This window comes from Collinsella sp. AM43-1 (assembly GCF_003467925.1).
Lineage (GTDB): Bacteria > Actinomycetota > Coriobacteriia > Coriobacteriales > Coriobacteriaceae > Collinsella.
Genome location: NZ_QSFR01000010.1, coordinates 15,743 through 42,555 on the forward strand (window position 1 = coordinate 15,743; position 26,813 = coordinate 42,555).

General features: G+C 58.5%; 25 protein-coding genes. 6 read left to right on the forward strand and 19 right to left on the reverse strand.

Features of this window, described 5'->3' with window-relative positions; genetic code table 11:
- Positions 1-335 precede the first annotated feature (335 nt).
- From DW925_RS06160 to rnd, 9 genes are all read right to left on the reverse strand, one after another.
- Positions 336-1,514, reverse strand: coding sequence for an acetate/propionate family kinase (locus DW925_RS06160; RefSeq protein ID WP_117757329.1), 1,179 nt, complete (start codon positions 1,512-1,514; stop codon positions 336-338).
- A 163-nt stretch (positions 1,515-1,677) separates the two neighbouring features.
- The gene (locus DW925_RS06165) at positions 1,678-2,856 is read right to left on the reverse strand and encodes an acetate/propionate family kinase (protein WP_006234305.1); all 1,179 of its coding nucleotides are present in this window, start codon (positions 2,854-2,856) and stop codon (positions 1,678-1,680) included.
- Positions 2,857-2,976: 120 nt separating this feature from the next.
- Positions 2,977-4,137 carry an MFS transporter gene (locus tag DW925_RS06170; RefSeq protein WP_117790627.1) on the reverse strand — a complete coding sequence of 387 codons (1,161 nt, stop codon included), beginning with the start codon at positions 4,135-4,137 and terminating at the stop codon, positions 2,977-2,979.
- 119 nt (positions 4,138-4,256) lie between these two features.
- Positions 4,257-5,147 (reverse strand): LysR family transcriptional regulator, encoded by an 891-nt coding sequence (locus DW925_RS06175; protein ID WP_089573081.1) that lies wholly within the window; start codon positions 5,145-5,147, stop codon positions 4,257-4,259.
- Between the two features lie 41 nt (positions 5,148-5,188).
- Positions 5,189-5,524, reverse strand: coding sequence for a histidine triad nucleotide-binding protein (locus DW925_RS06180; protein ID WP_035137921.1), 336 nt, complete (start codon positions 5,522-5,524; stop codon positions 5,189-5,191).
- 49 nt (positions 5,525-5,573) lie between these two features.
- Entirely contained in the window at positions 5,574-5,840 is a 267-nt protein-coding gene (gene xseB / locus DW925_RS06185; protein WP_006234311.1) for an exodeoxyribonuclease VII small subunit, read from the reverse strand.
- A gap of 42 nt (positions 5,841-5,882) precedes the next feature.
- Positions 5,883-7,334, reverse strand: coding sequence for an exodeoxyribonuclease VII large subunit (xseA, locus tag DW925_RS06190; protein ID WP_369831919.1), 1,452 nt, complete (start codon positions 7,332-7,334; stop codon positions 5,883-5,885).
- 115 nt (positions 7,335-7,449) lie between these two features.
- A complete protein-coding gene (locus DW925_RS06195; RefSeq protein WP_117790628.1) occupies positions 7,450-8,154 on the reverse strand; it encodes a zinc metallopeptidase in 705 nt (234 codons plus the stop codon).
- 64 nt (positions 8,155-8,218) lie between these two features.
- Entirely contained in the window at positions 8,219-9,352 is a 1,134-nt protein-coding gene (gene rnd / locus DW925_RS06200) for a ribonuclease D (protein ID WP_117790629.1), read from the reverse strand.
- A 98-nt stretch (positions 9,353-9,450) separates the two neighbouring features.
- On the opposite strand from rnd, the gene DW925_RS06205 reads away from it, so the two are divergent.
- From DW925_RS06205 to DW925_RS06225, 5 genes are all read left to right on the forward strand, one after another.
- Positions 9,451-10,368 (forward strand): diacylglycerol kinase family protein, encoded by a 918-nt coding sequence (locus tag DW925_RS06205; protein WP_117790630.1) that lies wholly within the window; start codon positions 9,451-9,453, stop codon positions 10,366-10,368.
- A gap of 408 nt (positions 10,369-10,776) precedes the next feature.
- Positions 10,777-12,756, forward strand: coding sequence for a C69 family dipeptidase (locus tag DW925_RS06210; protein ID WP_117790631.1), 1,980 nt, complete (start codon positions 10,777-10,779; stop codon positions 12,754-12,756).
- 411 nt (positions 12,757-13,167) lie between these two features.
- Positions 13,168-13,740, forward strand: coding sequence for a hypothetical protein (locus DW925_RS06215; protein ID WP_117635404.1), 573 nt, complete (start codon positions 13,168-13,170; stop codon positions 13,738-13,740).
- A 212-nt stretch (positions 13,741-13,952) separates the two neighbouring features.
- On the forward strand, positions 13,953-15,704 hold the full coding sequence (locus tag DW925_RS06220) for an ABC transporter ATP-binding protein (RefSeq protein ID WP_117790632.1): 1,752 nt from the start codon (positions 13,953-13,955) through the stop codon (positions 15,702-15,704).
- Positions 15,697-16,443 (forward strand): energy-coupling factor transporter transmembrane protein EcfT, encoded by a 747-nt coding sequence (locus tag DW925_RS06225; protein WP_117790633.1) that lies wholly within the window; start codon positions 15,697-15,699, stop codon positions 16,441-16,443. The genes DW925_RS06220 and DW925_RS06225 overlap by 8 nt, the downstream gene beginning before the upstream one ends.
- 125 nt (positions 16,444-16,568) lie before the next feature.
- On the opposite strand, the gene DW925_RS06230 is transcribed toward DW925_RS06225, so the two are convergent.
- Both DW925_RS06230 and DW925_RS06235 read right to left on the reverse strand, forming a co-directional pair.
- Positions 16,569-17,315, reverse strand: a complete 747-nt coding sequence (locus tag DW925_RS06230) for an aspartate/glutamate racemase family protein (protein WP_233540245.1) — start codon at positions 17,313-17,315, stop codon at positions 16,569-16,571.
- Positions 17,316-17,399: 84 nt separating this feature from the next.
- On the reverse strand, positions 17,400-18,656 hold the full coding sequence (locus tag DW925_RS06235; RefSeq protein WP_117790635.1) for an ATP-grasp domain-containing protein: 1,257 nt from the start codon (positions 18,654-18,656) through the stop codon (positions 17,400-17,402).
- A gap of 394 nt (positions 18,657-19,050) precedes the next feature.
- Between DW925_RS06235 and DW925_RS06240 the strand changes: the two genes are divergently transcribed.
- Positions 19,051-20,184 carry a glucosaminidase domain-containing protein gene (locus DW925_RS06240; protein ID WP_117790636.1) on the forward strand — a complete coding sequence of 378 codons (1,134 nt, stop codon included), beginning with the start codon at positions 19,051-19,053 and terminating at the stop codon, positions 20,182-20,184.
- A 142-nt stretch (positions 20,185-20,326) separates the two neighbouring features.
- On the opposite strand, the gene DW925_RS06245 is transcribed toward DW925_RS06240, so the two are convergent.
- The 8 genes from DW925_RS06245 to DW925_RS06280 form a co-directional block, all read right to left on the reverse strand.
- On the reverse strand, positions 20,327-21,592 hold the full coding sequence (locus tag DW925_RS06245; protein ID WP_147349523.1) for an ATP-binding protein: 1,266 nt from the start codon (positions 21,590-21,592) through the stop codon (positions 20,327-20,329).
- Between the two features lie 299 nt (positions 21,593-21,891).
- Entirely contained in the window at positions 21,892-23,259 is a 1,368-nt protein-coding gene (locus tag DW925_RS06250; protein WP_117790660.1) for a protein kinase, read from the reverse strand.
- 99 nt (positions 23,260-23,358) lie between these two features.
- The gene (locus DW925_RS06255; protein WP_117790638.1) at positions 23,359-23,781 is read right to left on the reverse strand and encodes an XRE family transcriptional regulator; all 423 of its coding nucleotides are present in this window, start codon (positions 23,779-23,781) and stop codon (positions 23,359-23,361) included.
- Positions 23,782-23,819: 38 nt separating this feature from the next.
- Positions 23,820-24,362 carry a DUF4352 domain-containing protein gene (locus tag DW925_RS06260; RefSeq protein WP_233540246.1) on the reverse strand — a complete coding sequence of 181 codons (543 nt, stop codon included), beginning with the start codon at positions 24,360-24,362 and terminating at the stop codon, positions 23,820-23,822.
- A 164-nt stretch (positions 24,363-24,526) separates the two neighbouring features.
- Positions 24,527-24,850, reverse strand: a complete 324-nt coding sequence (locus DW925_RS06265; protein ID WP_147349524.1) for a hypothetical protein — start codon at positions 24,848-24,850, stop codon at positions 24,527-24,529.
- A 29-nt stretch (positions 24,851-24,879) separates the two neighbouring features.
- The gene (locus DW925_RS06270) at positions 24,880-25,221 is read right to left on the reverse strand and encodes a HigA family addiction module antitoxin (protein ID WP_117635414.1); all 342 of its coding nucleotides are present in this window, start codon (positions 25,219-25,221) and stop codon (positions 24,880-24,882) included.
- Positions 25,193-25,474, reverse strand: a complete 282-nt coding sequence (locus DW925_RS06275; RefSeq protein WP_117635415.1) for a type II toxin-antitoxin system RelE/ParE family toxin — start codon at positions 25,472-25,474, stop codon at positions 25,193-25,195. Before DW925_RS06275 ends, DW925_RS06270 begins: the two co-directional genes overlap by 29 nt.
- A 102-nt stretch (positions 25,475-25,576) precedes the next feature.
- Positions 25,577-26,764, reverse strand: a complete 1,188-nt coding sequence (locus tag DW925_RS06280) for an N-acetyldiaminopimelate deacetylase (protein WP_117790641.1) — start codon at positions 26,762-26,764, stop codon at positions 25,577-25,579.
- Positions 26,765-26,813: the final 49 nt, after the last annotated feature.

Sequence of the window (26,813 nt, forward strand, 5' to 3'; positions counted from 1 at the left end):
AGGCCGTACGGGCTAACCCCTGAAAACGTCCTCGACCAATGAAACGCCCCCGTTCTGCTCCTTCGGAGCTACGAACGGGGGCGTTTCTGGTCTGCGGAATGTTTTCAGGGGTTAGCCCGTACGGCCTTCTACTGCCACGAAGCATTCAGAACATCTGGAGTGGACGGCGGCTTGGCTACGAGCTGGGGCTGAGGATCTGAATGAATGGGTGTCGTTGCTGGGAGCGCTGGCGTTACTGGTGATGATCACTTTGGGACTCGAATTTCCGCCTGCTAGCAAAAAGGCCTCCTGAGCTGCTGCTCAGGAGGCCTTTCGTTCAATCGCAAGCGAACGCACTAGTTATTCGCGGTCAAACGCTCGACGTCGTGGGCGATCATGTATTCCTCGTCGGTGGGGATGACCATGACCGTGACGGAAGAGCCGGCGGCGCTGATGACCTGCGGGCCGTTACCCACGGCCTCGCGGTTCTTGTTGTTGTCGATGCGCACGCCCAGCCACTCGAAGCAGTCGCAGAAAGCCTTGCGGATCGACCAGTCGTTCTCGCCAATGCCGGCGGTAAAGGTAATGGTGTCCACGCCCGCCATGGAAGCGATCATGGAGCCGGCCTGCTGCATGGCCTTGTAGGCGAACATATCGAAGGCGAGCAGGCAGCGCTCGTCGCCCTCGGAGGCGCGCGTACGGATGTCACGGGCGTCGTTGGAGATGCCCGAGATGGCAAGCAGACCAGACTGCTTGTTCATCATGTCATCGACTTCCTGGTAGCTGTAGCCGCCCTCGCGCTGCAGGTAGCACACGGTAGCCGGGTCAATGGAACCACAACGGGTGCCCATCATCAGGCCGTCGAGCGGCGTGAGGCCCATCGTGGTATCGCGGCATACACCGTCCTCGATGGCGGCAAGCGAGGCGCCGTTGCCCAAATGGCACGAGAGCAGGCGGTGGCAGCGCGAGCCCAGGATCTCCTTGGCCATCATCCACTCATAGCGGTGACTCGTGCCGTGGGCACCGTACTTGCGCACGTGGTACTTGTCGCACACGTCCTTGGGCAGCGCGTAGGTGTAGGCGACCTCGGGCATGGTCATGTGGAACGAGGTGTCGAAGACGGCCACGTTGGGCAGCTCCGGATACTTCTCGCGGCAATATTCGATTGCCGCGGCCTCGCCGTAATTGTGCAGCGGGGCGAGCGGAGCAACCTCGAGGATCTTAGCCATGACCTCATCGTCGACGACCGCGGAATCATCGAAGTGCCAGCCACCCTGAACGATACGGTGGCCGATGCCATCGATCGTAAAGTCGGTCTTCTCGAGCTCCTCGAGCACGCGCGCAATGGCGCAGCGATGATCGGGAAAAGGAATCTCCTCGGTCTGCTTGGCACCACCGTTCTCGGAGTGGCCAAAGATGCCCATATCCGAGCCGATACGCTCGCAGTTGCCCTTGGCGAAAACCTCGCGGGTATCGGTATCCAAAAGCTGATATTTAAGGCTCGAGCTGCCGGCGTTGACAACAAGTACGTTCATGAGACTCCTTTGCAGTGCGATACGGTCGGCGCAGACCCCTTAAGGCGGCCGCATGTTAATAAGAAGTTATCACAACTTGATAAATAGCTATCAGGCATATCGCTCAACGAGACGAAAGAGGGGCTGAACGGCGCTCGGTCGTCCAGCCCCTCCCCTCTTGCAATTACTTGCCGTTGACGATGCGCTCGACGTCGGAAGCGATCATGAACTCCTCGTCCGTGGGGATGACGAAAATCTTGACCTTGGAATCCTTGGCAGACAGGCACCAAGCGCCGTCACCACGCAGGGCGTTGCGGGCATGATCCATCTTGACGCCCATAAAGGCCAGGCGGTCGGCAACGCCGGCGCGGACGGCCGGAGCGTGCTCGCCGATGCCGGCGGTAAAGACCAGGGTGTCCATACCGCACATAGAAGTGGCCATCTCGGCAGCCTTGGCGGCAATCTTGTAGACGAACATATCGAAGGCGAGCTGAGCCTCGGGGTCGCCAGCGGCAGCGAGCTCCTCGACATTGCGGCAATCGTTGGTCTTGCCACCGGTCACAGCCAAAAGGCCGGACTTCTTGTTCATCATCTCGTCAACCTCGTCGAAGGTGTAGCCGCCCTCGCGCTGCAGGTAGCACACGGTAGCCGGGTCGATGGAGCCACAGCGGGTGCCCATCATGACGCCGTCAAGCGGGGTGAGACCCATGGTGGTGTCCATGCACTTGCCGTCCTCGATGGCGCACAGGGAAGCGCCGGAGCCGATATGGCACACGACGACCTTGCGGGCCTCGCCGTTGGTCATCTCGGCGACCTTCTTGGAGATGTAGCGGTAGCTGGTGCCGTGGGCGCCGTACTTACGGATGTGCAGCTTGTCGCAGACGTCCTTGGGCAGGGCGTAAGTCTTGGCGACCTCGGGCATGTTGAAGTGGAAAGCGGTGTCGTAGACCGTGACGTTGGGCAGGTCGGGATACTGCTCCAGGCAGTACTCGATAACGTTGGCCTCGGGGTTGTTGTGCAGCGGGGCGAGCGGAGCGACCTCGCGGATCTTGGCAAGGACGTCCTCGTCGACGAGGGAGGAATCGCCAAAGTACCAACCGCCCTGAACGATACGGTGGCCAATGCCCTCGATCTTGACGCCGTTAGCCTCGAGGTCCTTCAGGACGACCTCGATGGCGACCTTGTGGTCGGGGAACTCGATGTTCTCGGTCACCTTCTTGGAGCCGTTGGCAGCGTGGGTGAAGGTGCCGCCGGTAAAGCAGACGCGCTCGCAGGAGCCCTTTGCGGACACCTTGTGGGACTTGGTATCGATGACCTGATACTTAAGGGTCGAAGATCCTGCGTTGACGACCAGAACGTTCATGTGTCTCCCTACTAACAGGCGGTGTGGCGCCGCCAGGTTACATACGCTTCAATAATAAACCCAAACGCCCTCGCGCTCGGGTTTATTGCGTTGATATATAAGTTATCGGTGCCCAAATACTCATGACCTTTGGCGTGTAAGACGAAAGAGCGCGGGGATATACACAAGGGAAGAAATCCCGAGCGCAACAAGCAATACGACTCGAATGCCCGCAACGCTACTCAACACAGCGTTGAGCAGATAGAAAAGAACGGCACCCACCGCCACCATCTGGCTTTGAACCGAAATCAGTGAACAGCGCATCGAAGAATCGGCTGCCTTTTGAAAAATTGAGTATTTAATTGGAGCAAATAACGAGTACGCAACCGTCTGCAGCACATAGAACACGGGCAGCAAATTAGCCGGAGTAAGGGGGATCAAAAACAAAGCTGTCAATACTAAGCGAACGATGCCGCAAATACGCGCAAAGCGGCCCTTGTCGACATGAGCAATCGCACAGGGCACAATAAGTCCCATGGAGGCCGAGGCAAGGAGCTGGACCGCAATGGTCACACCCGAAGCGACGGCATTCATTCCGCGACCTGCAAGCAGCAGTGAGAAAAAGTCTTCCAGGGCGACAAAAGCAAATGCCTGAGAACAGTCCATGATGAACGCTGAACGAAGAATGCCATTACCCGCAATAGCGGTACCGATCATCTTCGGGCTAATCCCATGTTCAGGTGTCGTCGCAGTGCCTCCTCTTCGCATTTCAGGAATGCAGACAACGACAACCAACGTCAACACCATTGCGATGATATCTGCCGAAAGACCAATGAGATATGCACCGACGGACGAAATGAAACCGCCCACGCAAGCGGAGATGGCATAAGAGGCATAGAAAACAAACCGCTCAACGACATTAAGTCTTACGAGCTGGTCCTGAGAGACGCTGTCAATGTAAATCGCTTCGATGGATCCGCTCACACACGCAACGGCAAAACCCTTGAGAGCGAACGCACCGATTAAAAGCAGGGGAGAACGGACGAGAAGCAGGGCGGCGTAGTATCCAAGCATTCCCACGACGCCAACGAGACCGCTTGTCTTTCGCCCAAACCTATCAGCAATATAGCCAGTGGGAACTTCAAGGATGAACTTGCTCACTTGATATGCAATCATCATGCTAGAAATCGATACCATCGAAAGTCCGACGAACTCAAGGTAGACAGTTAGAAAATACAAGATGGTGCTGAAGTTCGACAGAAAAACGAACGTCATATAAAGCAAAACCGTACGGTTTTTCATGCTCCACCCTCCAAGAGTCAGCAATCTAAATCGGAATCTTGGAAAAGCATGAGGGCAAAGCTGTCAGCTATGTGTTACAAGGCGTCAATAATCACTTGATGCCTCGAAGCCAATTAATCTCACGAAGCAAGATGACGCAATAGGTGCAGAAAAACCGTCTGGTGTCGATCAGTCCAGGAATTTTGCCGATAGCAAAAGTAGATAGGCAAGGTTACATCACGCGAACCTTCAATTGAGCACTCACTCACTTCTGATCCATCCGACGCAAGAGAGGACCCAGACAAACCCAATATCAATCCCCCGGCTTGAAGAAACTCAGTCTGAGCCCTGTTTCCGTATTCGACATCGCGGAAGCGGAAATTAACCAGCTGAGCTTCGGGACATTGATTGATTGCATTGAGACAGGGTGACAAATTAATGGGAACAGCGAGCCTGCCGCCCAGTAACTCGCGAATGGTCATGGCGCCCACAGATTGATGACCCGCTGGGCATGAAAGAACCTTGAGCTCCTTTTCACCCAAATATTTTGAAGAAAGGACGCTGTCCCGTGGTTCCTCGAATGAGATAGCCGCATCCGAAATGCCAAGCACAAGTGATTCAAAGCATGTAGCCGTTGGCTGATGCCACACATCAAGGTGAATCTGAGGGTGCGAGCGTTCAAACGAGTCATACCAGCTTTCGGCAAAAAGGCGCCCCCGCCCATGAAGGCAGGGGGCGTAAAGACGAAAGTGGCCATCGGGCGAAACGCCGTCGCCCCTCGATTGAGCGTACTTTTTGAGATCGTCGACTTGTGCCAGGATCACGCGTGCACGACGCGCAAATTCTCTGCCCGCCGGAGACAAAACAGCCTCCCCCGCCGATCGGTCAAGCAAAACAATCTGATACTCAGATTCCAACTTTTTGATTGCCGACGAAACGGCCTGCGGACTCACATGAACGGCGCGAGCTGCTTTGCGCACGCCGCCATAGTTCGCCACCGCTTGAAGGTATTCGAGTTGAGAAAGCTGCATAGATTACTCCAAAGGCAGCCAAGTCGACGGACCAAGCGCCCTCAGATGAGGTTCTCGCCCAGGTTTTTGCCGCCGAGGACGTGCATGTGGAAGTGCATGACGGTCTGGCCGGCGTTGACGCCCTTGTTGGAGATGACGCGGAAACCGTCCTCCAGACCCTTGGCCTTGGCGACCTCTTGGATGGCGTGAGCCATGGCGCCCATGGTCTCGGCAGGCACGTTGTCGGCGATGTCGCTGTAGTGCTTCTTGGGGATCACGAGCGTGTGGACCGGCGCCTGGGGGTTGAGGTCATCGAAGGCGATGACCTGGTCGTCCTCATAGACAACGGTCGAGGGGATCTCGTGGTTGGCAATTTTACAGAAGATGCAATCACACATAGCTGGTTCCTTTCTCACAGACCAAGGTAATTATATTTGGTCGAGATGCTTAGAACGAGAGGTTGTCGTCCGTGTTGGCGGCTTCGCCGTCGGCGAGCACGTCGTTGCCGTCGACGTCCTTAAGGAGCACCGAGACCTTCTGCTCGGCATCGGACAGGCGGGTGCGCAGGCTCTTGAGGAGCTCGACGCCGCGGGTGTAGCTCTCGAGCGACTCCTCGAGCTCCATATCGCCCGACTCCAGGCTGCGGATGATGAGCTCAAGCTCCTGCGAGGCCTGCTTGTACGTAAGCTGCTCTACCGGGGTCTTCTCTGCCATATCTGTTTCCTTTCCTAAGGGTCTATCACTGCGAAACGCGGTCTACTCGACCGCGTTGACGGTTGCCGACACGTTACCGTCCGCCATGCGCACGCGGATGGCGTCGCCCGGCTTAAAGGTCTGGGCACTTATAGCCACACCATCGTCGCTGTACGCGATGGAATAGCCGCGGGCAAGTACCTTAAGCGGCGACAGGGCATCGAGCGAAGCCGCTGCACGGCCCAGGTCGGACGCTGGTTTGCTGAGCATCGTGCGCCCCTGATGCTCCAGACGGGAACTCGTAAGCGTGAGCGCATGGCGTTTGCCGTCGAGCCCTGAGGTGCTTGCAACCAGACGCTCGGGCAGACGCTCGAAGTTGGAGCGGAAGACCCCGACTGAGCGTACTATGGCGCCCGACAGGCGATCGGCAGTCAGTGCAAGCTCCGATTCGCGACGCTCGACCATAAATGTGGGGTCGTTGAGGCACGGGCGACACGCAGCGGCATCGAGCGCATCACCCAAGCGAGCCGTATAGGTATCCCAGGCACGGCGACCGCGCTGATCGAGCATCTCCAGGTCGACCTGGGCCGACCCAATCATCGATGCCATCGCGGCACCCAGACGCTGATGGCGCGCCTCGAGCACATCGGCCAACTCCGTCATAGCCGGCGCCACCGATTCTGCCGCCGCCGTGGGCGTGGAGGCGCGTCGGTCGCTCACCATGTCGCAAATCGAGGTATCGGGCTCATGGCCAATGCCGGTCACCACGGGCACAGGACAAGCCGCCACCGCGCGGGCAAGCTCCTCGTCATTAAAGGTCATGAGGTCCTCAAAGGAGCCGCCGCCGCGCACCAGCAAAATACAGTCGGGCGCCGGCGTAATGGAAGCGGCGCGGCGCAAGCCCTCAATGAGCTCGGCCGGCGCACCCTCGCCTTGGACCTTGGCGCCCACGCAAACAAGCTCGACGAGCGGGTTGCGACGGCGCAGCGTACGCTTGACGTCGTCGATTACCGCACCGGAAAGCGAGGTGACGGCCGCCACGCGTGAGCAAAACACCGGAATGCGGCGTTTGCGGGACTCGTCCATCAGGCCCTCGCGGCGTAGCTTTTCGGCCAACTGCGCCACCTGTTGACGCAGCAGACCCTCCCCCGCCAGCGAAAACGAGCGAGCGACAAAGCTCATGCGGCCCGTGGCCTTATAGAGATTGAAGCTGCCCTTAAAGCTCACCTGCATGCCGTCACGCAGATCGAAGGTACGCTTGAGATAGGCGCCCTTCCAGATGATGCAGTCGACGGCGGCCGAGTCGTCTTTAATCTGGAAGTAGCAGTGGCCACTTCGGGCATTGGGACCACGGAAACCCGTGACCTCGCCCAGGACGATCAGTTGCGGAATAGCATCGAGCGCACCGGCGGCGATCTCTACCGCCTGGCTCACGCTGAGCTCTTTACGCTCCTGCTCGTCCGAACCGTCGAACTCGGCGGAAACGCTATTGCCGGTTAGATTCCAACCTGCCACGCAACCTCCTTTCGTTATCGTGCACAAAGGCTCTGGCCCTGCGCAAATTCAAGTCCAACACATAGTACAGCGCCGCGGGGACACAAATCCCCGCGGCGCCCAGCGACCCAATTTGTTATCGGTTGGAGTTTCTGTTGTAGCGAGCCATAAGATAGAGCAGCTGAATAATCGAGGTGAGTGCCGCCGCCACGTAGGTAAGCGCGGCTGCCGTCAAGACCTTCTTGGCACCGTTGACCTGCTTGGAGCTCATACCCGACTGCTCAATATACGCCACGGCGCGCCGACTGGCGTCAATCTCGACCGGCAGCGTAACGAACTGGAACAGCACGCTAAACGAGAAGAAGATCAGCGCGAGGGTCGTGAGTCCCGCGATGTTCATAAACAGGCCCATGAGCAGCACGATGGTCCAAGTGTTCTGGGTAAAGTTGACGACCGGCACGAGGGCGGTGCGTACCTTCATCATGGTATAGCCGCTTTGACGCTGAGCGGCATGGCCTGCCTCGTGACAAGCGACAGCAACGCTTGCGACCGAGCCGCCCGAACGGTTGGAATCCGACAGATACAGATTGTTGTCCTGCGGGTTGTAGTGGTCGGTAAGCTCACCAGCGACGCCCTTGATACCCACGGCATTGCAGCCGTTGGCGTCGAGCATGCGGCGCGCGACCGCAGCGCCCGTGTCGCCGTCCGAGCGAACCTTGGACCACGTCTTGTACGTCGAATTGATATAGTTCTGTGCGGCAAGGCCAAGCACCGTGCAGACAAGCACAACCAGCAGGTACAGCGGGTCGATGCCAAAGCCGTATCCATAGTAGTAGGGCATACGAATTCCTCCGAATCGAGTTACACGTTGGAGGCATTCTACCCACTCAGCAGACTAGGCTTCCCTATAACAACTCAATCTTTCCGTCCTTCACGGTGAGCCCCATATTGCCGGAAAGCAGATCGTCCAGGCGCGAACCCACAAGCTCAAAACGCCAGCCTTCGCGCAGGGGGCTTTGCTCAGGATGCTCGATGTAATCGGCCAGGTCATCGCGCGAGGCAATGACCGAGGTCGCCACCCCCGAGCGCTCGGCAACCAAGCGAATAAGCGCATACATCAGGTCCGTCACGCTCTCAAGCTCCGGCGAAATCTGGCGATGCCCGCGCACCATGAGCGGCAGGCGATCGTGCGGGCAGCTCGCACCGCGCTTGATGGCCATGAGCGCGCCGTCCACGTCGCGCTCCCCCAACTGGTCGGTACCGCGAATGCTACGGAACTCCTCAACGCGCACGGGATTGCGCTTAACGAGCGCCAGCAGCGTATCGTCGGACATGACCCACTTGCGCGGGATGTTGCGGCGCTCGGCGCGGTCCTCGCGCCAGGCGGCGAGCTCGCGCGCGATGCCCAACTGGTGACGGCTGCACGAATTGATGCGTTTGACCTTACGGAACGCCTCGTGGCGATCGGCGCGATAGTGCGACTCGTCAGCCAGCGGGCGCAGCTCGTCGAGCACCCAGTCCACGCGGCCCAGCTCGCGCAGGCGGCTCATCATCTCGGTAAAGGCGACGATCAGGTACTTGACGTCATCGATCGCGTACTCGATCTGTTTGTCGGTCAGCGGGCGACGCGACCAGTCGGTCAGCGACTCGGTCTTGGGCAGCGAGACGCCGCAAAACGTCTGCACGAGCGCGCCGTAGGAAATCTGCTGGCGTTCGCCCAAAAAGGCGGCGGCCACCTGCGTGTCAAAAATCGGACGCGGCAGCACGCCCACGGTATGGAGCATAACCTCCATATCCTGCGAGCAGGCGTGGAAGACTTTGGTCACGCTCTCGTCGGCCATAAGCTCGGCCAGCGGCGACAGGTCGTCGATCACCAGAGGGTCGACCGCGACGCTCTCGGCAGGGGTGGCAATCTGAACCAAACACAGGCGCGGATGGAACGTGCGCTCGCGCAAAAACTCGGTATCGACGGCAATCGCGTCAAACTCACGGGCGCGCTGGCAAAAGTCGAGTAGAGCCTGATGTGTGGAAATGTACATATCAACCCATCGAATAAGGTTAGGCCCGAAAAACACGGGTAGGATATCGGCATTGCCTTACAACTATACTCGGTTAGTCACAGAACGGGAACGTAAGTATGCGCTGCCTTATCATCCACAACCCGGCATCGGGCCCCAGCTCAGATGAAATCTACGCATTCACGCACGCCCTCGCGCAAGGCGGCGACGAGGTCGTGATGCGCTTTATCGGCGATGGCATGGAGCCCGAGGACGCCGTGGCAGACGTGCGCGAGTTTGATCGCGTGGTCGTTTCGGGCGGCGACGGCACCGTCTCCAACGTGCTCGATCAGATGCGCGGATGCGGTGTCCCCACGCTCATCTTCCCCTCCGGTACGGCCTGCCTGTTCTTCAACAACATCGGCAATGCCCCTGAGGCGGCGGCGCTCGCCAAGGCCTGCCGTGCCGGTCGCACGGTCAAAGTCGACATGGGCGAGCTCTTTTGGCTCGACGAGGACGGCAACGAGAAGCGCCACGGCTTTATCATCATCGCCGGCTCGGGCTTCGACGCCGAGATCATGATGAAGGCCGCTCCCACCAAAAACGACATCGGCGAGATCGCCTACTTCCTCTCTGCGCTCGCCACGCCCAACCCCACGGTGGCGCACTTTACGATTGAGCATGACGGCATTGTCGAGGAGCTCGACGGCATCTGCTGCATGGCCGGCAACACCTCGGTCATCCAAAACGACATCAACCTGTTCCCCGACTGCCGCATGAACGATGGCATGGTCGACATTGCGGTCATAGAACCCGTGCGCACCGTGCAGCTGCTGCCTACTGTGATCACCGCTGCGCTTGACCCCGCCGGCAAGGTACTCGGGCGCCCGCAGTTCAAGATCATCCAGACCAAGGAAGCCAAGATCACCTGCACCCCGTCGCTGGGCATGCAGTTCGATGGCGAGATTATCTCCAGCAATTCGGGCGTCTTTGGAGCCCGCGCGCTTCCGCAATGCCTCGACCTCATCGTCGACGAATTCTCACCGCTCGGAAAATAGGAGGACCCCATGAACGACAATCCCCTGATCGGCTTTATTGTCATCGTCTTGGCCATGCTCGTCGGTTACGCCATCAACGTGATTCACCGCCGAAAGAAGTAAATCCACATTGGTATGATATTCATCCAGTTATGGCCTCTCCCGCTGTTTATGCATTCGTCAAACAGCGGGGGATTTTCATTTCGGGCATTCCCAGCTACTTTATTCGGCTACAGTAATTACAGGGCGTCTTTATTAAAGTAAAGCTGCAAACTGAGTACGATTAACCGCTCATCGCATATTTCATCACGCTTATCGAGTAAGTTTCTTTCATAGATGAATATTGTTTCCAGTTCGTTACGCTAATGAGGTGTCTTTATTGGCTGAAGCCCTCTGGCGACAGAGGGCTTTCGCACGCTGGGAGGGAAAATGAGGAAAACTCGCCCCGTCAACGCGCTCAAGAAGCTAGGCATAGGCCTCGCCTTTGGAGCTGCGACCATCATGTCCATGCCGACATCTGCGCTCGCCTGCACGCAAATGTACATGGGCAAAAACCTTACGGCCGACAACAACACGTACTATGGTCGCGCCGAGGACTTTGGCCCGCGCTACCTCAAGCACTTTGGCATTGAGCCGTCGCATGCCCCCGGGTATACCTACGGCTCAGACGAGTCCGGCTTCTCATACAGGTCGACCAAGACTACATATCGTTATAGCTACGTGCGCGATCATCCTTCGCAGTGGCACGGGCGCTATGATGCCTACTCTGAGGCAGGCATCAATGAGAAGGGCGTGTCCTGCTCCGCAACGCTGACCACCAACATGAACGATAAAGCCGCCAAGGCAGACCCCCTGACCGACACTGGCATTGGCGAGTATAGCTACGGCAGCGTTATCTTAGGCGAAAGTGCCAAAGCACGTGAGGGTGTCGAGCTCCTCGGCAAGATCATCGACGAGCAGGGCGCCAACGGCAACGATCAGATTATCATCGCCGACAGCAACGAGACTTGGCTGTTTGCCGCACTTTCCGGCCACCAGTGGATCGCCATGAAGCTCGCCGATGACGTCGCCTCACTCAACCCCAACATCGGCGGACTCAATTACGATGTCAACCTTGATGACACCGAGAACTGCCTCCACTCCGAGGGCATCCAGACCATGCCCGAGAAAAATGGCTTCGCCGAGTACACCGACGGCAAGTTCGACGTTGCCAAGACCTATGGCAAAAGCGTCGCCGATTCCGGCGTTCATCAGTGGACTCGCTATGTCCAGGGCCGCGATTACTTCATGGCCCCGTTGACCAAGGGCGCGGATTACGACATCGTCACGGTTAAACCGAAAAAAGGCCCCGACCAAATCGGGGCCATGGTCAGCGAGATCCAGCCCCTGTTCTTCCAGCCCGGCAAGTCCGACTGGAACACCTTTGAGATGATCCGTGCATTTGGCAACCGCGGCGAAAATGTCCCCGGCCTCAACGCCAACACCGACGGTGTCTACGCCATCGGCACCGAAAGAAGCACCGAGACCAACCTCTTCCAGATCCGTCAGGACATGGACCCCGAGATCGCGACCATTCAGTGGGAGATGCTCTCCCGCGCCGCCTACTCCGTCGCTATTCCTCTGTACTCTGCACTGCTCACCGAGGTCAGCCCCTACTTCAGCAATCAGGATGTCTCCTACGATCACTGCGAAGAGACGGACATCGTGAACAACGAGGAGCCCGAGAACTCCATCAACTACGTCCTCATGGACATTAGTTCCCTCTGCTACGAGCACCGCGAGCAGCTCGGCACCGGCGTTCGCGCCTACCTCGACGCTCTCCAGAACGAGCTCATCGAACAGAACCTTGAGGTCGATGCTGCTATGCAGGCCGAGACCACCACTGAGGGCCGCACCGCCCTGGCAAACAAGGCCGGCAAGGCTGCCACTGAGAACACCTACGTCAAGTGCAAGGCCCTGCTCCAGGAGATGCGCGCTTATCTGAAGGCTGAGGATTTCAGCACGCCCTTCACCCCGAGCGACCTGAACACCGAGACCAACGGCCTCAAGGTGTCCATCACCTACGCCAAGGACGCTCTTGCCACCGACCCGGTAACCCCGGATCAGCCTGGCACCCCCGAGCAGCCTGGTACTCCTGAGCAGCCCGGTACCCCCGAGCAGCCCGCTAAGCCCGAGCAGCCCGCTAAGCCCGAGCAGCCCGCTAAGCCCGAGCAGCCCACCACCAAGCCCGAGAAGCCTGGCAAGTCCGACACCACGACCACAGTAACCACCAACAAGACGAACACCAAGGGCGGCCTGCCCACCACTGGCGATCGTTTTGATGGCCGCATGGTGGCCGCATTCGCCATCGCTGGCGTTGCCGTCATCTCTGCAGGCGGTTACTTCCTCTACCGTCGCAATAAGGAGTAACGTCTTAGCTGAGCGGGCGAGGCAGCAATGGCAGCCTCGCCCGCTTAACCCGCCTTTTTGGCCGACGGGAAACCCACGGGAAACCCGCCTGAAATCTTTTTAAAAAAGATTTCCCCGCACACACTTCGCTGTGCTATAGTGCAGCGCAACAGCAACTAGGTGCGACCGCGCCACGGCATCACGAAAGGAGCCACCAACATGAAGAACACGATGAAATCTCTCAACAACTGGTGGTGGCGTGATGCGAATACGATCGGTCGACAGTGAGTCCCTCACGCCTGTTTTTGCGCTCTAGGTGATTGGAAGGCCTCCGGTTTCGACCGGGGGCCTTTTTCTATCTCGAGCCCGATCGCATTCGCATCACGCGCCTCCGCTTTTCTCTTGCAATCCCCTTCCGAAAGGATTTTCACCATGTCTCAGAACACCACCGCCACCCAGCCCCGCACCGTCCAGACCGCCGACCGTGGCAAACTCGATGTCCGCGCCCTCGTCCTGCTCGCCATCCTGCTCGCCGCCGGCTTCATCCTCAACTTCACCGTCGGCAAGGCAATCTCGGGCATCTCGGGCGGCATGATCAGCCCCGAGTTCATCATCTCGGCCTTCTGCCTCACCATCCTGGTCGTTCGCCCCAACATCGGCCAGGCGCTCGTCATTGGCCTCATCTCGGCTGCCGTGATCCAGATCACCACCACTTCGCCGTTCGTCGATTTTGCCGCCGAGGGCATCGCCGCCATGCTCATGGCCGGCATCGTCAACGCCGCCGGCAAGAACGGTCAGGTCAAGCCTGCCGTCGCCATCGTCGCTACCTTCGTGACCACCTTTGTCTCCGGCGTCATCTTCATGGTTATCAAGATGGCCATGCTTGGCGTGGTCGGCGAGCTCGCCGCCGCCATGCTGCCCGTCGTCGCCATGACCGCCGTCTTTAACGCCATTCTGGTCGGCGCCCTCTATCTGCCCATTCAGAAGGCCCTGAAGCTCAACTAACCCGCTCGGCTTTATGAGCCACCCCATCTTGGCGTTCATTCGTCGCTCGCGTACCCAAGTACGCTTCGCTCCTCTTTCGCGCCAACCTGGGGCCCCTCGTAAAGCCGTCTCCGCACTCCACCAACAAAGACTGTCCCAAACAACTAGCTCTTGGGGACGTTCTTAAACGACTAGTCATTAAAGAACGTCCCCGATGACTATGAAAGGTATCCATGGAAACGATCATCAACGTCGACGATGTCTCGTTCTCCTATGGCACGCAGACCGAGCAGGCGCTCAGCCACATCTCACTCAGCGTGAACAAGGGAGATTTCATCGGCATCATCGGGCCCTCGGGCGCCGGCAAGTCCACGCTTGCCGCCTGCCTGTCGGGCGCCGTGCCCCACCACTACACCGGCACGTTCTTTGGGTCCGTCATGGTTGACGGCCACGACACCTGCGAGGTCTCGTTGACCGACGTGTCGCAAATCGTCGGCAGCGTGCTGCAGGATATCGACACGCAAATGGTCGCCTCGGTCGTCGAGGACGAGATGCTCTTTGGCCTCGAGAACTTTGGCGTCCCCCATGACCAGATCGAGCAGCGCGTGAGCGAAACGCTCGAGACCGTCGGCATCAGCGACCTGCGCGACCGCGAGATTGCCACCCTCTCGGGCGGACAGAAGCAAAAGGTAGCCATCGCCGCCATTCTCGCTATGCGTCCGCGCGTCTTGGTTCTCGACGAGCCCACCGCGGCACTCGACCCTGCCAGCTCCACGCTGGTCTTCGAGACGCTGCGTGAGGCAAACCGCGCACTTGGAATCACCATCGTCGTCGTTGAGCAAAAGGTCGCCCTGCTCTCGGAGTACTGCAACCGCGTGCTCGTGCTCAACCATGGCGAAATCGCGCTGCAGGGCGAACCACACGAGGTCTTCGCGCATACCGACGAGCTCCGTGCCATCGGCGTCGACTGCCCTCGCGTCACGCGTATCTTCAATAGCCTCGAGGCCGATGGCCTGGTAAGCGGTACCCCTTGCTTGGATGTCGATGAGGCCGAGCGCCTGATTTCGGGCATCGTCGACCCCGCACGCGCGGCCAGCGAAACCCAGGCGCCCGCCGGCTCCCCGCATGCACCGTCGTTGCGCCCTCATGCCAAGGACGCCGAACCCGTACTCACCTTCGACCATGTTGAGTTTGCCTATCCCAATGGCGGCGCCGCCGTACACGACCTCAACCTGACGCTCTATCCCGGCGAGCTCGTGGGCATCGTCGGCCAGAACGGTGCCGGCAAGACCACGCTCACCAAGCTGCTCACGGGCCTGCTTAAGCCCGCCTCGGGCAGCGTGCGCGTCACGGGACTGGATACCGCAGCCGTTCCCACGAGCCGCATCGCCCGCGAAGTCGCAACCCTCTTCCAAAACCCCGACCGCCAGATCTGCAAGGACACCGTGCTCGACGAGGTCGCCTTTGGCCTGGAGCTTGCCGGCATCGACCGTGCCGAGGCGCTGCGTCGCGCCCAGCTCGTCGTCGATCGCTTTGGCTTGCCGGCCGACGAGGCGCCCTTCTCGCTCTCGCGCGGTCAGCGCCAGATGGTGGCACTCGCCTCCGTCGTGGTCGTAGAGCCCAAAATCGTGGTGCTCGACGAGCCCACGAGCGGCCTTGACTACCGTGAGTGCATGATTGTCATGGAAACCGTGCGCACCATGGCCGAGCGCGGCTGCGCCGTCATCATGGTCTGCCACGACATGGAAGTCGTATCCGACTTTGCCGAGCGCATCGTGGTGATGGCCGACGGCCGCATCCTCGAGCGCGGCCGCACGCACGAGCTGTTCTCGAACATCGAGCTCATGCAGCAAGCCTACGTTGAGCCACCTCAGGTCATAGAGCTTTCTCATCGTCTGGCATCCTCCGTCTCTCCCGTCTTTGCGCAGGTGAGCGAGGTCACCGATGTCGTTCGAATTACCAAGGAGATGGTCCACCGTGGTTAACGTCATCGACTACATGCCGGGCGATACGCTACTGCATCGTTTGAACCCCGTCGTCAAACTGGGCCTCGCCGCCGCCATCATCGTCGGCATCTTCTTGTCCGACACCTACGTGGCGCTGCTGGGCTTTTTGGCACTCACCCTTGCGCTGGGTGCCTATGCCGGCGTCGTCGACCGTCTGTTCTCGTTGCTCAAGTTGCTGATTCCGCTCGCGCTTATCATGCTGGTGCTCCAGCTAGCCTTTATGCGCGATGGCAACGTGGTGTGGGGCTTTATCACCGACACGGGCCTCATCACGGGATCGAAGGCCTGCCTGCGCCTGCTGGGCGTGGCGTTACCACTCATCCTCATGCTCATGGTGACCAAGCTCAACGACCTTGCCAACGCCTGCGTCGATGTGCTGCACGTGCCGTATCGCTATGCCTTCACCTTTACCACGGCGCTACGCTTTGTGCCGGTGTTTGGTCAGGAGATGAACGCCATCATGGAAGCGCAGACCGCACGCGGCGTCGAGTACGACACCAAGAACCCCATCAAGAAGCTTAAGCTCATGCTGCCGTTGTGCGTGCCACTGCTCATCTCGAGCGTGGGCAAGACCGATGCCACAGCCTTGGCGGCAGAACAGCGCGGCTTCTATCTGCGTACACGCGCCAGCTCGTACAAGCGCTACCCCATCAAGGGCTTGGACATCGCCGTGCTCATCGTCAGCATCGCCCTCATCGCCATCGGCTTCCTGTTCTAGTTCGCCACCGGCAGCAACCGCCCAACGCAAAAGGCCTCGGCTCGCACCAAACGAGCCGAGGCCTTTACTGTTTCACCAGATAAAACCTACCAAAATTAACCTGTCCCTTTTTGACAGGTCGGAAGCTAGAGGCGGTAGGGGGCGCCGCTGCGGATGATGGATTCGCGCACCAGGACATCCATGGCATCGAGGGTGATCTCGGGCATCTCTCGATACTTCTGCAGCACCGATAGCTCGGTGCAGGCCAGAATGACACGGTCGCAGCCGCTACGGGCGAACTCCCACATCACGCGGTCGAACTTATCCATATCGGGCTCACGTCCGGCTTTCACATCATCGTAGATAAGCGACATCACATCGTTCTGACGTTTCTCGCTGGGATAGACGACCTCAACACCCGCAGCCTCGCATTCGCGGCCGTAGACGCCCGCGCCCACGGTTCCGTCGGTGCCCATAATGCCAATCTTGTGCACCGGCTCGGCCGGCATACTCAGGTTGGGGTCGAACTCGCACTCCCCCATCACCGCACCCGCAAGGGCATAGCGCACCGACTCACGCGGCATGTGGATAATCGGCACCTTCGTAAACGACTGGATCTGGTCGTAGAAGTAGTGTGACGTGTTGCAGGGAATGGCAATGTGCGCACAGCCCAGCGACTCGAGTGCCTGGGCACACTCTTTCATGGTCGCCAGCAGCTTGGCGTGCTCGCCAGTCTTAATGGCCAGCGTGCGGTCGGGCATGGTCGACTTGGAGAGCACCACCATGTCGATATGATCCTGATCGCAGGCAGCAGCCGTATGACGCACTACCTGGTCGTAGTAATACGACGTGGCCTCGGCGCCCATGCCGCCGATAACTCCCAGCTTTTCCATCGCCGCCTCCTTGGTGACGCTTGCGCAATTGCGCGTATCACACCCGCGCCCGCCCGATGTAAACCGGACGGGCGCCGCACTCATCTACTTGTAATACGTCTTGAACAGCTTAAAGTGGCGCAGCTTGGTGTGCCACATGCGCAGCCAGCGGTTAAAGACAAAGTCGCCCTTCATAAACGAAGGGTCGGCGCCCTTGCCTTCCTTGTCCAGGCGATGCACCTTAGCGCGCAGCTCGGGATCCTTGACGTACTTGTCGACGACGCCCATGGGGACGACCATCCACAGCGCCTCGTCCTGCGCCGTCACAAACTCCGGCTCAAACGGGCGGTTGAACACATACTCGTCCACCACATACTTGGCAACGTTAAAGCCGCTGTTAGTGACGTAGTAGTTGCTGCGACCTTGGCGCGTGTTGAAATCGAAGAACTTAAACGAGCCGTCGCGCTCGTCGTACTTAACGTCAAAGTTGGAATAGCCCACAAAGTGAAGGTCCTCGAGCAACTTGCGCACGCCGCCCATGAGCTCGTCATTGGGCTCGGTGATGATACAGGCGTGGTTGCCGACACCGTGAGGCTGATGCTCCTCGAGCAGCACGTGACCCAGGCACATCATGCGCACCTTGCCGTTGCGGTCGGAATAACTGGTGAGCACGCGCATGCACTCGTCATTGCCGGGCACGCGATCCTGCAAGATCAGGTCGTCGGTGTAGCCGCTGGCATACGAGTCGCGAATGACCTGTTCCAGCTCGGCACGGTCGGCAATCTCATAGGCCTTTTTCTGGCCCTCGAACTCGTGCTGCCACCACATGATGCCGTCAGAAGGCTTCAGGATCATCGGGTAGGGGAAGTCAATCTGGTCGAGCACTTCGGCAGGTGCCTCGCCTTGGGCGTTCAGCATCGCCATGGTGAAGGTAAAGGTATGCGGATAGGGCACGCCGTGCTTCTCGCACAGCTCGTAGAAGATCTCCTTCTTCTGACATTGCTCAAGCATGCTATAGGGAGCGTAAGGCGCGACGATGTTATCCGCCAACTCATGGGCATCCTTGGCCTGAGCCACGAGGGCAACATAGTTATCGCCACAGCCCACAAGGACAATCGTCTTATCGGCATGCGCTTGGGCAATGCCGTTGACGGTCCTGAGCATCACAGGCATGGTATCGATATCCACGCTGGGCGTGTAGTCGATAATCTGGCTACGGTACGCGGGACCCGTCTGGTACTTGCCAAAGACCAGGCTCTTGACCTGGTACTCCTCGTAGAAGGCGCGCGCCACCGAATAGGCGTTGATGTCGCCACCGAGCAGCACGGGAATGAACTCGCGCTCTGTAAACTGCAATGCCATGGAAACTTCCTATCATGAACTGCCCACACAACGGGCGGTCTTTGCGCAACTGATTTATTCTAGCGTGCCGAGCCGCTGGTGCCCAAAGCTCCACCGTATCTATGGCAATCGACGTGATCGTCCAGCATAAAGCCGCACTCACCGCGATGGGGCCTTGTAGCTGCAAACCCCCTGTTGAGATAGCTTTCACGGCCGAAAGCCCGTCCGCAAACAGGCCCCAGTAACGTTAAAGTTGAACTCTATGGTTTCTCAACAATTCATCATAACTGCAGGTCAAAGCCAAAGCCTCAAATTCAACTTGACCCTTTGGAACCTTTAAGGTTCAAGTTGAGGTCGAAAGCAGTAGTAGAATACCGTTCGAACCATAACCTACGATTGATTGCAGAGGGACTGGATGCAGCATTCGAATCATCGCACCGCAGCGCTCATTGCGTCGAAGCCGGCTCGTATCATCACGAGCGCCGCGCTCGCCGTTGCGCTGACGGCCACGCCGATGCTCTCCCCCGTTGCGGCGTATGCCGCCTCGCAGGCAACGCAGGACCAGCTTTCCGCAGCCCAGCAGAAGATCGAAGCCGCCACGAGTGCCTACAACGACGCCCGCACCAAACTCGATGACCTGCAAAAGCAGATTGACTCCAACGAGGCAAGCATCGAGGAAATCGAGGCTAAGCTTCCCGAGCAGCAGGCCAAGGCAAGCTCCGCCATGCGCGATCTGTACAAGTATCAGAAGGGCACCAATCCTATCGTGAGCTTCCTGGTCAACGCGCAGAGCCTGGGTGAGTTCATCACGACCTGCAAATACACCAACCAGATCACGAGCTCGAGCGTCGACGAGATCGAAGAGCTCAATAATATGCAAACCGAACTCGAGCAGAACAAGGCCGAGCTCCAGCAGGCCAAGTCACAGCTTGAGGCAGAGCAGAAAAACGCCGAGGATGCGCTGGCGCAGGCCCAGCAGCTCCGCAGCGAGGCACAGGCAAAAGCCGAGCAGGAAAATGCCGCCGAGCTTGCCAAGCTTGAGGCCGATAAGGCCGCTGCCGCCGAGAAGCTCTCGGGCGAGGGCGTAAGCGGCGGCAATTCCAGCAGCCAGGCCACCAACACCAACACCACCATAGACACCACGGTGAACAACTCCAATACCGGTAGCTCCGATTACGATTCGTTCATTAATGAGTGGACGAGCCGCATCGATAATTATCTTGCCGGCTCCCCCATGGCGGGCCAGGGCTATAACTTTGCCGTCGCCGCCTGGAACACCGGCGTCGATCCCCGTTGGTCCCCCGCCATCGCCTGCATCGAGAGCAGCAAGGGCCTCTATTGCGCCGGCTCCTATAACGCCTGGGGCTGGAGTGCCCGCGGCGGTGGTTGGCGTAGCTTTGGCAGCTGGAGCGAGGGTGTCTCCGCCCACGTTGCCTACCTGGGCGCCAACTATGGCTCCACGCTTACCCCGGCAGCCGCCAAGAAGTACTGCCCGCCCACGTGGCAGGACTGGTACAACAAGGTCGCCGGCCAGATGAACCGTATTTAAGTGCAACTGCAAAGGGGCCCCAAACGGGACCCCTTTTCTTTGGCCTTGCTAGACCAGAATTGGCATACAGGCATAAGTGAGTGTTGGAAAAGTCGCTTGAGACTGAAGCCCCTTCCGAAGGCAAGGTGATCCCACCACAACGTTATGGCGCGAGTGTGTCAACGGGAGCAACGATGATGCCATCGGGCGTTGTATGAACCGGCATGCCGAACCCAATGATGATGAGTTTTGCCACAGGCGGCTTCTCGCCACGCTCGACCAGCTTTCGCTCCAGCCGAAGCAGATTTGCAGATGCCTCGGGGATTTGAGGGCTTCCAAGCTTCACCTCCACGGCAATCCAAGTTCCATCGCGCCTGTGGATAACTGCGTCAACCTCGAGATCGTCGGCATCGTGGTAATGGGACACCAACGAGTCATTTGCGGCGGCGTAAACCTTGAGGTCATGCAGGACGAGGGATTCGAAAAGCAACCCCAGTGTCTTCGGGTCAGATGCCAACGACTCCGGATTTGCTCCGAGCAGCGCAACGGCAAGCGAAGGATCGGCGAGATGCCTCTTCGCCCCCTGCCGCAGCTTCACCGGAGACCTGAGCGCTGGATGCCAAGCGGGGATATCGTCGACGATATTGATTCGTCTCAGGGCGTCCATGTATCTGGAGACCGAGTTCTTCGAAACGCCGGTACCGATATCTTTGTCAATAGACTTTGAGCCAGCAAGCGTCGACTCATTCCGCGCTAGCGATGCCAAAAGAGACCTGACCTTGACCGGATCGCGCTTAACGCCATCAGTTCTAGAAACATCCGATTCGCATACGCCATCAACATAGGCAGCGGCTATCTGCATGGCATCGTCAGTCGTTTTCCCCATCGCCTGAGGCCAACCGCCACGACACAGCAAATCGGCGATTCCGGCGATGCCGGAGATTGACCCGACAGCCTGCTTGGCAGGGTAACCGGAAAGAAGCGTTCCAATCGAAACCGCGCCAGAAGAAACGCCAAGCTCGAACATCGTCATGGTGTCCATTCGCAACCTAGCTATTCGTCCAACGCCGCTATGCATCGGCTGCATCGAATCCCGAGGCGTTGCCGAACCCGTAAGAATAAACTGACCGGATTCTCCCCTCCTTGCATCGCACTCGAAACGCACGGCATCCCACAGCTTCGGCTCTTCCTGCCATTCATCGATGAGCCTGGGAGATCGCCCTGCTAATGCTTGCGCCGGATCGATCCGTGCCAGCTGGAGAGCGGAAAAATTTCCAGCCGGATCGGAAAGAGACAAGGATGAATTAGCAAAACGACTAGCCGAAGTGGTCTTTCCGCACCACTTTGGACCCTGAATAAGGACCGCACCGAAGATATTGAGATTACGGCTGATTGCCTTATCGATGCATCTATCTACATACCTATCCACACAGCCTCCTTCTTGACTTACCAATATTAGGTATTTTACCAGCTGCGTGGTGACGATTGACGGAAATTTGTGGTGAGGATTGACGGCGAATTATGGTGACAGTTGACGGAATTCTGTGGTGATAATTGACGGCGCTTCGAAGCACGGAGCAATTTAACCGTCACAACACCTATGGCGATGGGCACTCGCCCCGCCCACGAGGCAGGACTGGTACAACAAGGTTGCAACCAGATGAACCGCATTTAAGCGCTACTGCAAAGGGCCCCAATCGGGGCCCTTTGCAGTAGCGGTACATTGCATTAAGCGACTATGCCGGTTGCGTTGCCGACGGCAATAATCACGATCATGATGACGCACATAATTCCCAGCGCCTTAAGCCACAGCGTGACAAACTCACGGCCCCGATAACGATCAAGCACGGGAAAGCGGCGCCGAAGCCTGCGGCGGTCGAGCATGCCAAACGAGATGAGCACCACCATGCCATCGACCATAAGAAAATACTCAAGGGCCAAAAACCACGTTGGATAGCTGCGGTTGGCTCCCGTGGGCTGGAATACGGCAAAATGGCTTCCGACCAGTAGCAGCAAGGTTGCCGCATAGATCATGCCGTTCCATATACGCCCAATGGGTTCCGGGATCCGTGAAAGCAGGCTCTTGCGGCGAGGAGTCACCGAAGAGACTTCCTTGGGCCGCCGCCCGAAAGACGGCGCCATTTGCGGAGCAGCCTGCGCCATTGAAGGCGCCGTCGTGCTATTCGAGCCAGGCTCAGGCAGACACAGCCCGTATGCCGCGCGCGCAGCGTGTCCGAGAGCCTCGGCACTTGCAAAGCGCTTGGCCGGATCGAGCGCCATGGCCATGCAAATGACATCAGCCAGCGCCGCGGGGACGTCGCACGCCTCGCATTGCTCGCGCATATTCTGACCCGGCTTAGGGTCAGCCCCCGTCAGACAAAAGAACAGAAGCGCGCCGAGCGCATAGACATCGCTGCGCACGCTCGTCTGCCCAAAACCATATTGCTCGGGTGGCGCATAGGGTCGCGTTCCAAACTTAACCGTGTCGGCATCGGCCCCGTCACGCCACACCCGCGCAATCCCCAAATCGATAATCACCAGCGACGAGAAGGTCATGCCAGCATCGGCCGCATACCTCACGCCCGATACGATGATGTTCGAGGGTTTAAGGTCGCGGTGGATTACCGGTACCCCCGGCTCCCCCGCAGCTGCAAAACCAGCATGTAGCTCGCCTACCGCTTCACACAAAACGGGATACAGCCCGCGGGCATAATCGGGCGTCGCCCCCAAGCGTCCCACCAACGCCTCGAGTGTCTCGCCTTCGACATACTCCATCACCACGTCGAGCTCGTCGCCCACACGGCGGCAATCGACGATTCGGGGCAGGTGCTCAAAACGACAACCGGCGCGCTGGGCCGCAAACAGGCGCTCATAAGCTCCGCCAATCTGCACCGAAGCATCGATGCGCTTGCGGACAAAGGGGCCAAGAGACCCGCCACCAGAGCCCTCAAAATAGACGAGTTCGGTCGTCTCGACATCCGAGAGCTTGAGCACGCGCTCCACACGGTAGCTGTCATCGCGGTCGAACGACGCCAAATGCTCGACAAGCGAAGCAATCAGCTCATCATCGGAATATGTTGGGCTCTGAGTATCCATAGCGTCCATCATAACGCGGGGCGCGGACACCCCATGTTGTCCGCACCCCGTTCGTTTGCATGGTTGTTCTGGTGACACAACCGGCTCAGCCATCGGCCACTAACTCACCGTTTCCTCGCCAAAGCGATACAGCTCTTCATTGACCTTTTGGAGGCTACAGCCACGGTCGATGCAAAAGATAATGATTGCATCGCGACGGTCCTTGCAGTTGAGGACGCTCACTCCGGCAGCCGTCAGGGCGCGGTTGGTCTCTTTCATCGACAGCGCCATTGCAAAGGCAATCTGCAGCACCTTATTGCGGCTCGGATTGCGCGAACCGGTAAAGATCTGATAGCCAAAGGTCTCGTTGAGGTCAGCCATACGCACCACGCGCGAACGCTCGAGCCCCTTCTCTTGCAGCAACTGCTTTAAGTAATCCGAAAGCGACGGGGCGGCAAAGTCGTGTTCCTTGATATAGCCATCGATACTCGGCGCATCAAGAAGCTCGTTGAGCAACTCGTCCGTCAGCTTTTTATCGGGCACGCGGCCTCACCTCCACACGACCCAACGGCATCAACACGCTAAGCAAGCACCCAGCTAGCAGTCGCGGTCTTTTCGAGCATGTTGGCAAAATACAGGGCCTTCTTGATGTCGCCGTCAAAGTAGATATTGCCCGCAACGGAGCCGCCGGCGGCAAGGGTGCCAGACTGCAGCTCGTCAGAGCCTTCGCTGTAATAGCCCTGGTTCTGCTGGGCGCCGTTGGCGTCCTCGCCCTTCCAGTCGTAGACATTGTAATCCGCGCCCTCATCGCCATTGTTGACGTACGTGACGTGAATGCCCGTCATGGTCGAACTGTCAAAATTGGTAAGCCCGGTCTGCACGGAATCGACAGTAACGGAAAGACCGGCAGCCGTGGTCACGGTCGTGCCGACGGCCAGGTCGGTCGTTGGCTGTTCCTCCTTTTTCGACTCCTCCTTCTTATCTGCGTCGCCGGCGTCCTCGATAACGGTCGCCTTATCGCTGCCACAGCCCGCAAGCAGGCCGGCAGTCCCCAAGGCAACGGTGGCGAACGCGCCAAGCGCAGCGCGACGGCTCAGCAGCACTTCGTTTTCGAGCTTTTTCATCATGCATCCTTCCTACGATCCGGCTACCGCGCCGGCACACAGCACATCGTAGGAAGGATTGAACTTGAATTCATTAGCTGAGAGCTAAAGATACGATAAACGGCCAATGCAGTTATCAAAACGCCGAGCAAACGCACTTTGCACGACCGTCTGCTGGCAGCACATCAACCCACCGTGACGGATTCCCCGGTAAAGGCACTGATCGTCAACAGGGCAAAGAACACCAGGTAGCTGACACTCAGCGGGTACGCAATGATCAAGAAGGCGACCCAGCCGACATTGGTTTTACCGTCGGCACGGCGTTGCCCGCGATTGCGGCAGAGCCAAATCGTCACGCCGATGGCAGTGATAAACAGCACGAGCGCCGCCGCGGCAAGCCCAGCAAGCGCAAACATCACGCCAATGCTCACAGCGATGACCGGAAGCAGCAGCAAACCGCACCCGCATCCACCCGGACTATATACGGCAGACTGTCGGCGTCGCTTCATCGCCGCGCCACCCCCATCATCTCTGAGCACTACAGTGCGATGGCCTGCTGAACAGGAACGATCTTATCGAGTTCCGGTTCGATCCGCCTTTTCTCGGCCTCAAGGTCAAACGCCATCTGAGCGCGCAGCCAATAACCATCCGTCAGGCCAAAATAACGGCAAAGACGGAGGTCGGTGTCGGCCGTCACGCGACGTTTTCCCAAGACAATCTGCCCGATACGCTGAGCCGGAATCCCGGTCTCTTTCGCAAGGCGATATTGAGAAATGCCCATGGGAACAAGAAACTCCTCTTTGAGAAGCTCACCAGGAGTCACTGGCGACAGCAAATCGGCCGAGGTCTCATCACTTGTGATAATCGACGATTTCGACATTCCAAGCCATCTCCTGTCTCCACTCAAAACAGACCCGATAGCGCTCGTTAACACGGATGCTATATTGCCCGGCACGATCGCCCTTCAAAGCTTCCAGGCGGTTGCCCGGTGGAACGCGAAGATCATCAAGCGAAGCACAAACCTGCAGTTGGCGAATCTTCCTCAACGCAACACGCTCAAAGGGCACGAACTTCCTGACCCGCACACCCATGGCAAAGCGTTCGGTATCCTCATCTTTATACGATGCAATCATAGTATCGCCTTACGTTAGTAACGTCAAACGTTTCTATAGACTTACATCTCTATTATATCGTACGTTTGTTCGTATTTTCTAGAACAAATAGTCCTTCACGCCTTAGTCAAGCAAAAGCAATCGTTTGTAGACATCGAGGCCTTTGAGTAGGATTTCCTCGTCGAAGAGCATACTATCGGTATGCAGAGCGCTTGTGGCATAGGCGGGGCAGCCATCCGAATCACTCGGGTTGTCTTGGTCCTCTGGCATACCCGTGCCCAGCAGGAAAAATACGCCCGGCAGATGGCGTTGATAGAACGCGAAATCCTCGGCAATCAGCAGCGGCTCGTCCACGAGCTGTAACTCGGGCAGAGCAGGCGCGATTCGATCAAACAACTCGGGGTCGTTGTCGACCGGCGGATAGCCCTCAGCAAAGTCGAGATCGTACGTGCAGCCCGTTGCAGCGCATGCCTCATCAAGCACACGGCGCACGCCCTCACGCGCACGGTCGAACATGTCGTCCGTAAACACACGCAGACTGCCGGCCACATGGGCCTCCCCCGCCACCGCGTTGCAGACGGTACCGGCCTGCAGCAGACCAAACTTGCCGATACAGGGCTCGTCGGTGCCCAGCTCGTCCATCAGCTCGCGCTCGGCAACCAAAAACTTCGCTGCCGCCAACGCGGCATCGTGCGATTCGTTTACGGAAACGCCGTAGGTCTTGGCGATATGGATGCTTGTCCCGTGAATGTGCACGTGCGTCTCACTCGAGCGCGCCAGCAATGGACCGGAGCAGCTCGCCAACGTGTTCGCAGGCAGATCGGGCCACACGTGAAAGCCAAAAATGCGGTCGACCCCGTAGCGCTCGAACACACCGCTCTCGCATACCGTCTTGGCACCACCAGTCGTCTCCTCGGCCGGCTGAAACACAAAGAGCACGTTGCGCTTGATGGCACCCGGCTGCTCACGAATCGTGCGATCGACAAAGGTTGCCGCCGCAAGTGCCATGGCCATGTGTCCATCGTGTCCGCAAGCGTGCATCTTTCCGGGATGCGTCGAGGCAAAGGCCGCACCCGTCGCCTCCGCGATGGGCAGCGCGTCCATATCGGCGCGAATCGCCGTGGCATGCACGGTGCCCGTGCCAGCGTCGAAGAAAGCACAAACACAGCTGGGACAGGGATGGATCACTTCACAGGCAAGCGAGGCGAGCACGCCCTCGATATAGGCTATGGTTTGAGGAAGATCGAAATCGAGCTCCGGAATGCGATGCAGGTCGCGACGATAGCGACGAAGTTCTTGGAGCTCGGTCATAAAGGATCCTTTCATGGGGGCATATCCATTCACACACTATTGTGATGCA

What these genes read in the sequence shown, in the direction of transcription:
- DW925_RS06160 (WP_117757329.1), bottom strand. Translation starts at nt 1,514, where the DNA reads ATGAACGTACTTGTTGTCAACGCCGGCAGCTCGAGCCTTAAATATCAG.
- DW925_RS06165 (WP_006234305.1), bottom strand. Translation starts at nt 2,856, where the DNA reads ATGAACGTTCTGGTCGTCAACGCAGGATCTTCGACCCTTAAGTATCAG.
- DW925_RS06170 (WP_117790627.1), bottom strand. Translation starts at nt 4,137, where the DNA reads ATGAAAAACCGTACGGTTTTGCTTTATATGACGTTCGTTTTTCTGTCG.
- DW925_RS06175 (WP_089573081.1), bottom strand. Translation starts at nt 5,147, where the DNA reads ATGCAGCTTTCTCAACTCGAATACCTTCAAGCGGTGGCGAACTATGGC.
- DW925_RS06180 (WP_035137921.1), bottom strand. Translation starts at nt 5,524, where the DNA reads ATGTGTGATTGCATCTTCTGTAAAATTGCCAACCACGAGATCCCCTCG.
- xseB (WP_006234311.1), bottom strand. Translation starts at nt 5,840, where the DNA reads ATGGCAGAGAAGACCCCGGTAGAGCAGCTTACGTACAAGCAGGCCTCG.
- DW925_RS06195 (WP_117790628.1), bottom strand. Translation starts at nt 8,154, where the DNA reads ATGCCCTACTACTATGGATACGGCTTTGGCATCGACCCGCTGTACCTG.
- rnd (WP_117790629.1), bottom strand. Translation starts at nt 9,352, where the DNA reads ATGTACATTTCCACACATCAGGCTCTACTCGACTTTTGCCAGCGCGCC.
- DW925_RS06205 (WP_117790630.1), top strand. Translation starts at nt 9,451, where the DNA reads ATGCGCTGCCTTATCATCCACAACCCGGCATCGGGCCCCAGCTCAGAT.
- DW925_RS06210 (WP_117790631.1), top strand. Translation starts at nt 10,777, where the DNA reads ATGAGGAAAACTCGCCCCGTCAACGCGCTCAAGAAGCTAGGCATAGGC.
- DW925_RS06215 (WP_117635404.1), top strand. Translation starts at nt 13,168, where the DNA reads ATGTCTCAGAACACCACCGCCACCCAGCCCCGCACCGTCCAGACCGCC.
- DW925_RS06220 (WP_117790632.1), top strand. Translation starts at nt 13,953, where the DNA reads ATGGAAACGATCATCAACGTCGACGATGTCTCGTTCTCCTATGGCACG.
- DW925_RS06230 (WP_233540245.1), bottom strand. Translation starts at nt 17,315, where the DNA reads ATGGAAAAGCTGGGAGTTATCGGCGGCATGGGCGCCGAGGCCACGTCG.
- DW925_RS06235 (WP_117790635.1), bottom strand. Translation starts at nt 18,656, where the DNA reads ATGGCATTGCAGTTTACAGAGCGCGAGTTCATTCCCGTGCTGCTCGGT.
- DW925_RS06240 (WP_117790636.1), top strand. Translation starts at nt 19,051, where the DNA reads ATGCAGCATTCGAATCATCGCACCGCAGCGCTCATTGCGTCGAAGCCG.
- DW925_RS06250 (WP_117790660.1), bottom strand. Translation starts at nt 23,259, where the DNA reads ATGGATACTCAGAGCCCAACATATTCCGATGATGAGCTGATTGCTTCG.
- DW925_RS06260 (WP_233540246.1), bottom strand. Translation starts at nt 24,362, where the DNA reads ATGAAAAAGCTCGAAAACGAAGTGCTGCTGAGCCGTCGCGCTGCGCTT.
- DW925_RS06265 (WP_147349524.1), bottom strand. Translation starts at nt 24,850, where the DNA reads ATGAAGCGACGCCGACAGTCTGCCGTATATAGTCCGGGTGGATGCGGG.
- DW925_RS06270 (WP_117635414.1), bottom strand. Translation starts at nt 25,221, where the DNA reads ATGTCGAAATCGTCGATTATCACAAGTGATGAGACCTCGGCCGATTTG.
- DW925_RS06275 (WP_117635415.1), bottom strand. Translation starts at nt 25,474, where the DNA reads ATGATTGCATCGTATAAAGATGAGGATACCGAACGCTTTGCCATGGGT.
- DW925_RS06280 (WP_117790641.1), bottom strand. Translation starts at nt 26,764, where the DNA reads ATGACCGAGCTCCAAGAACTTCGTCGCTATCGTCGCGACCTGCATCGC.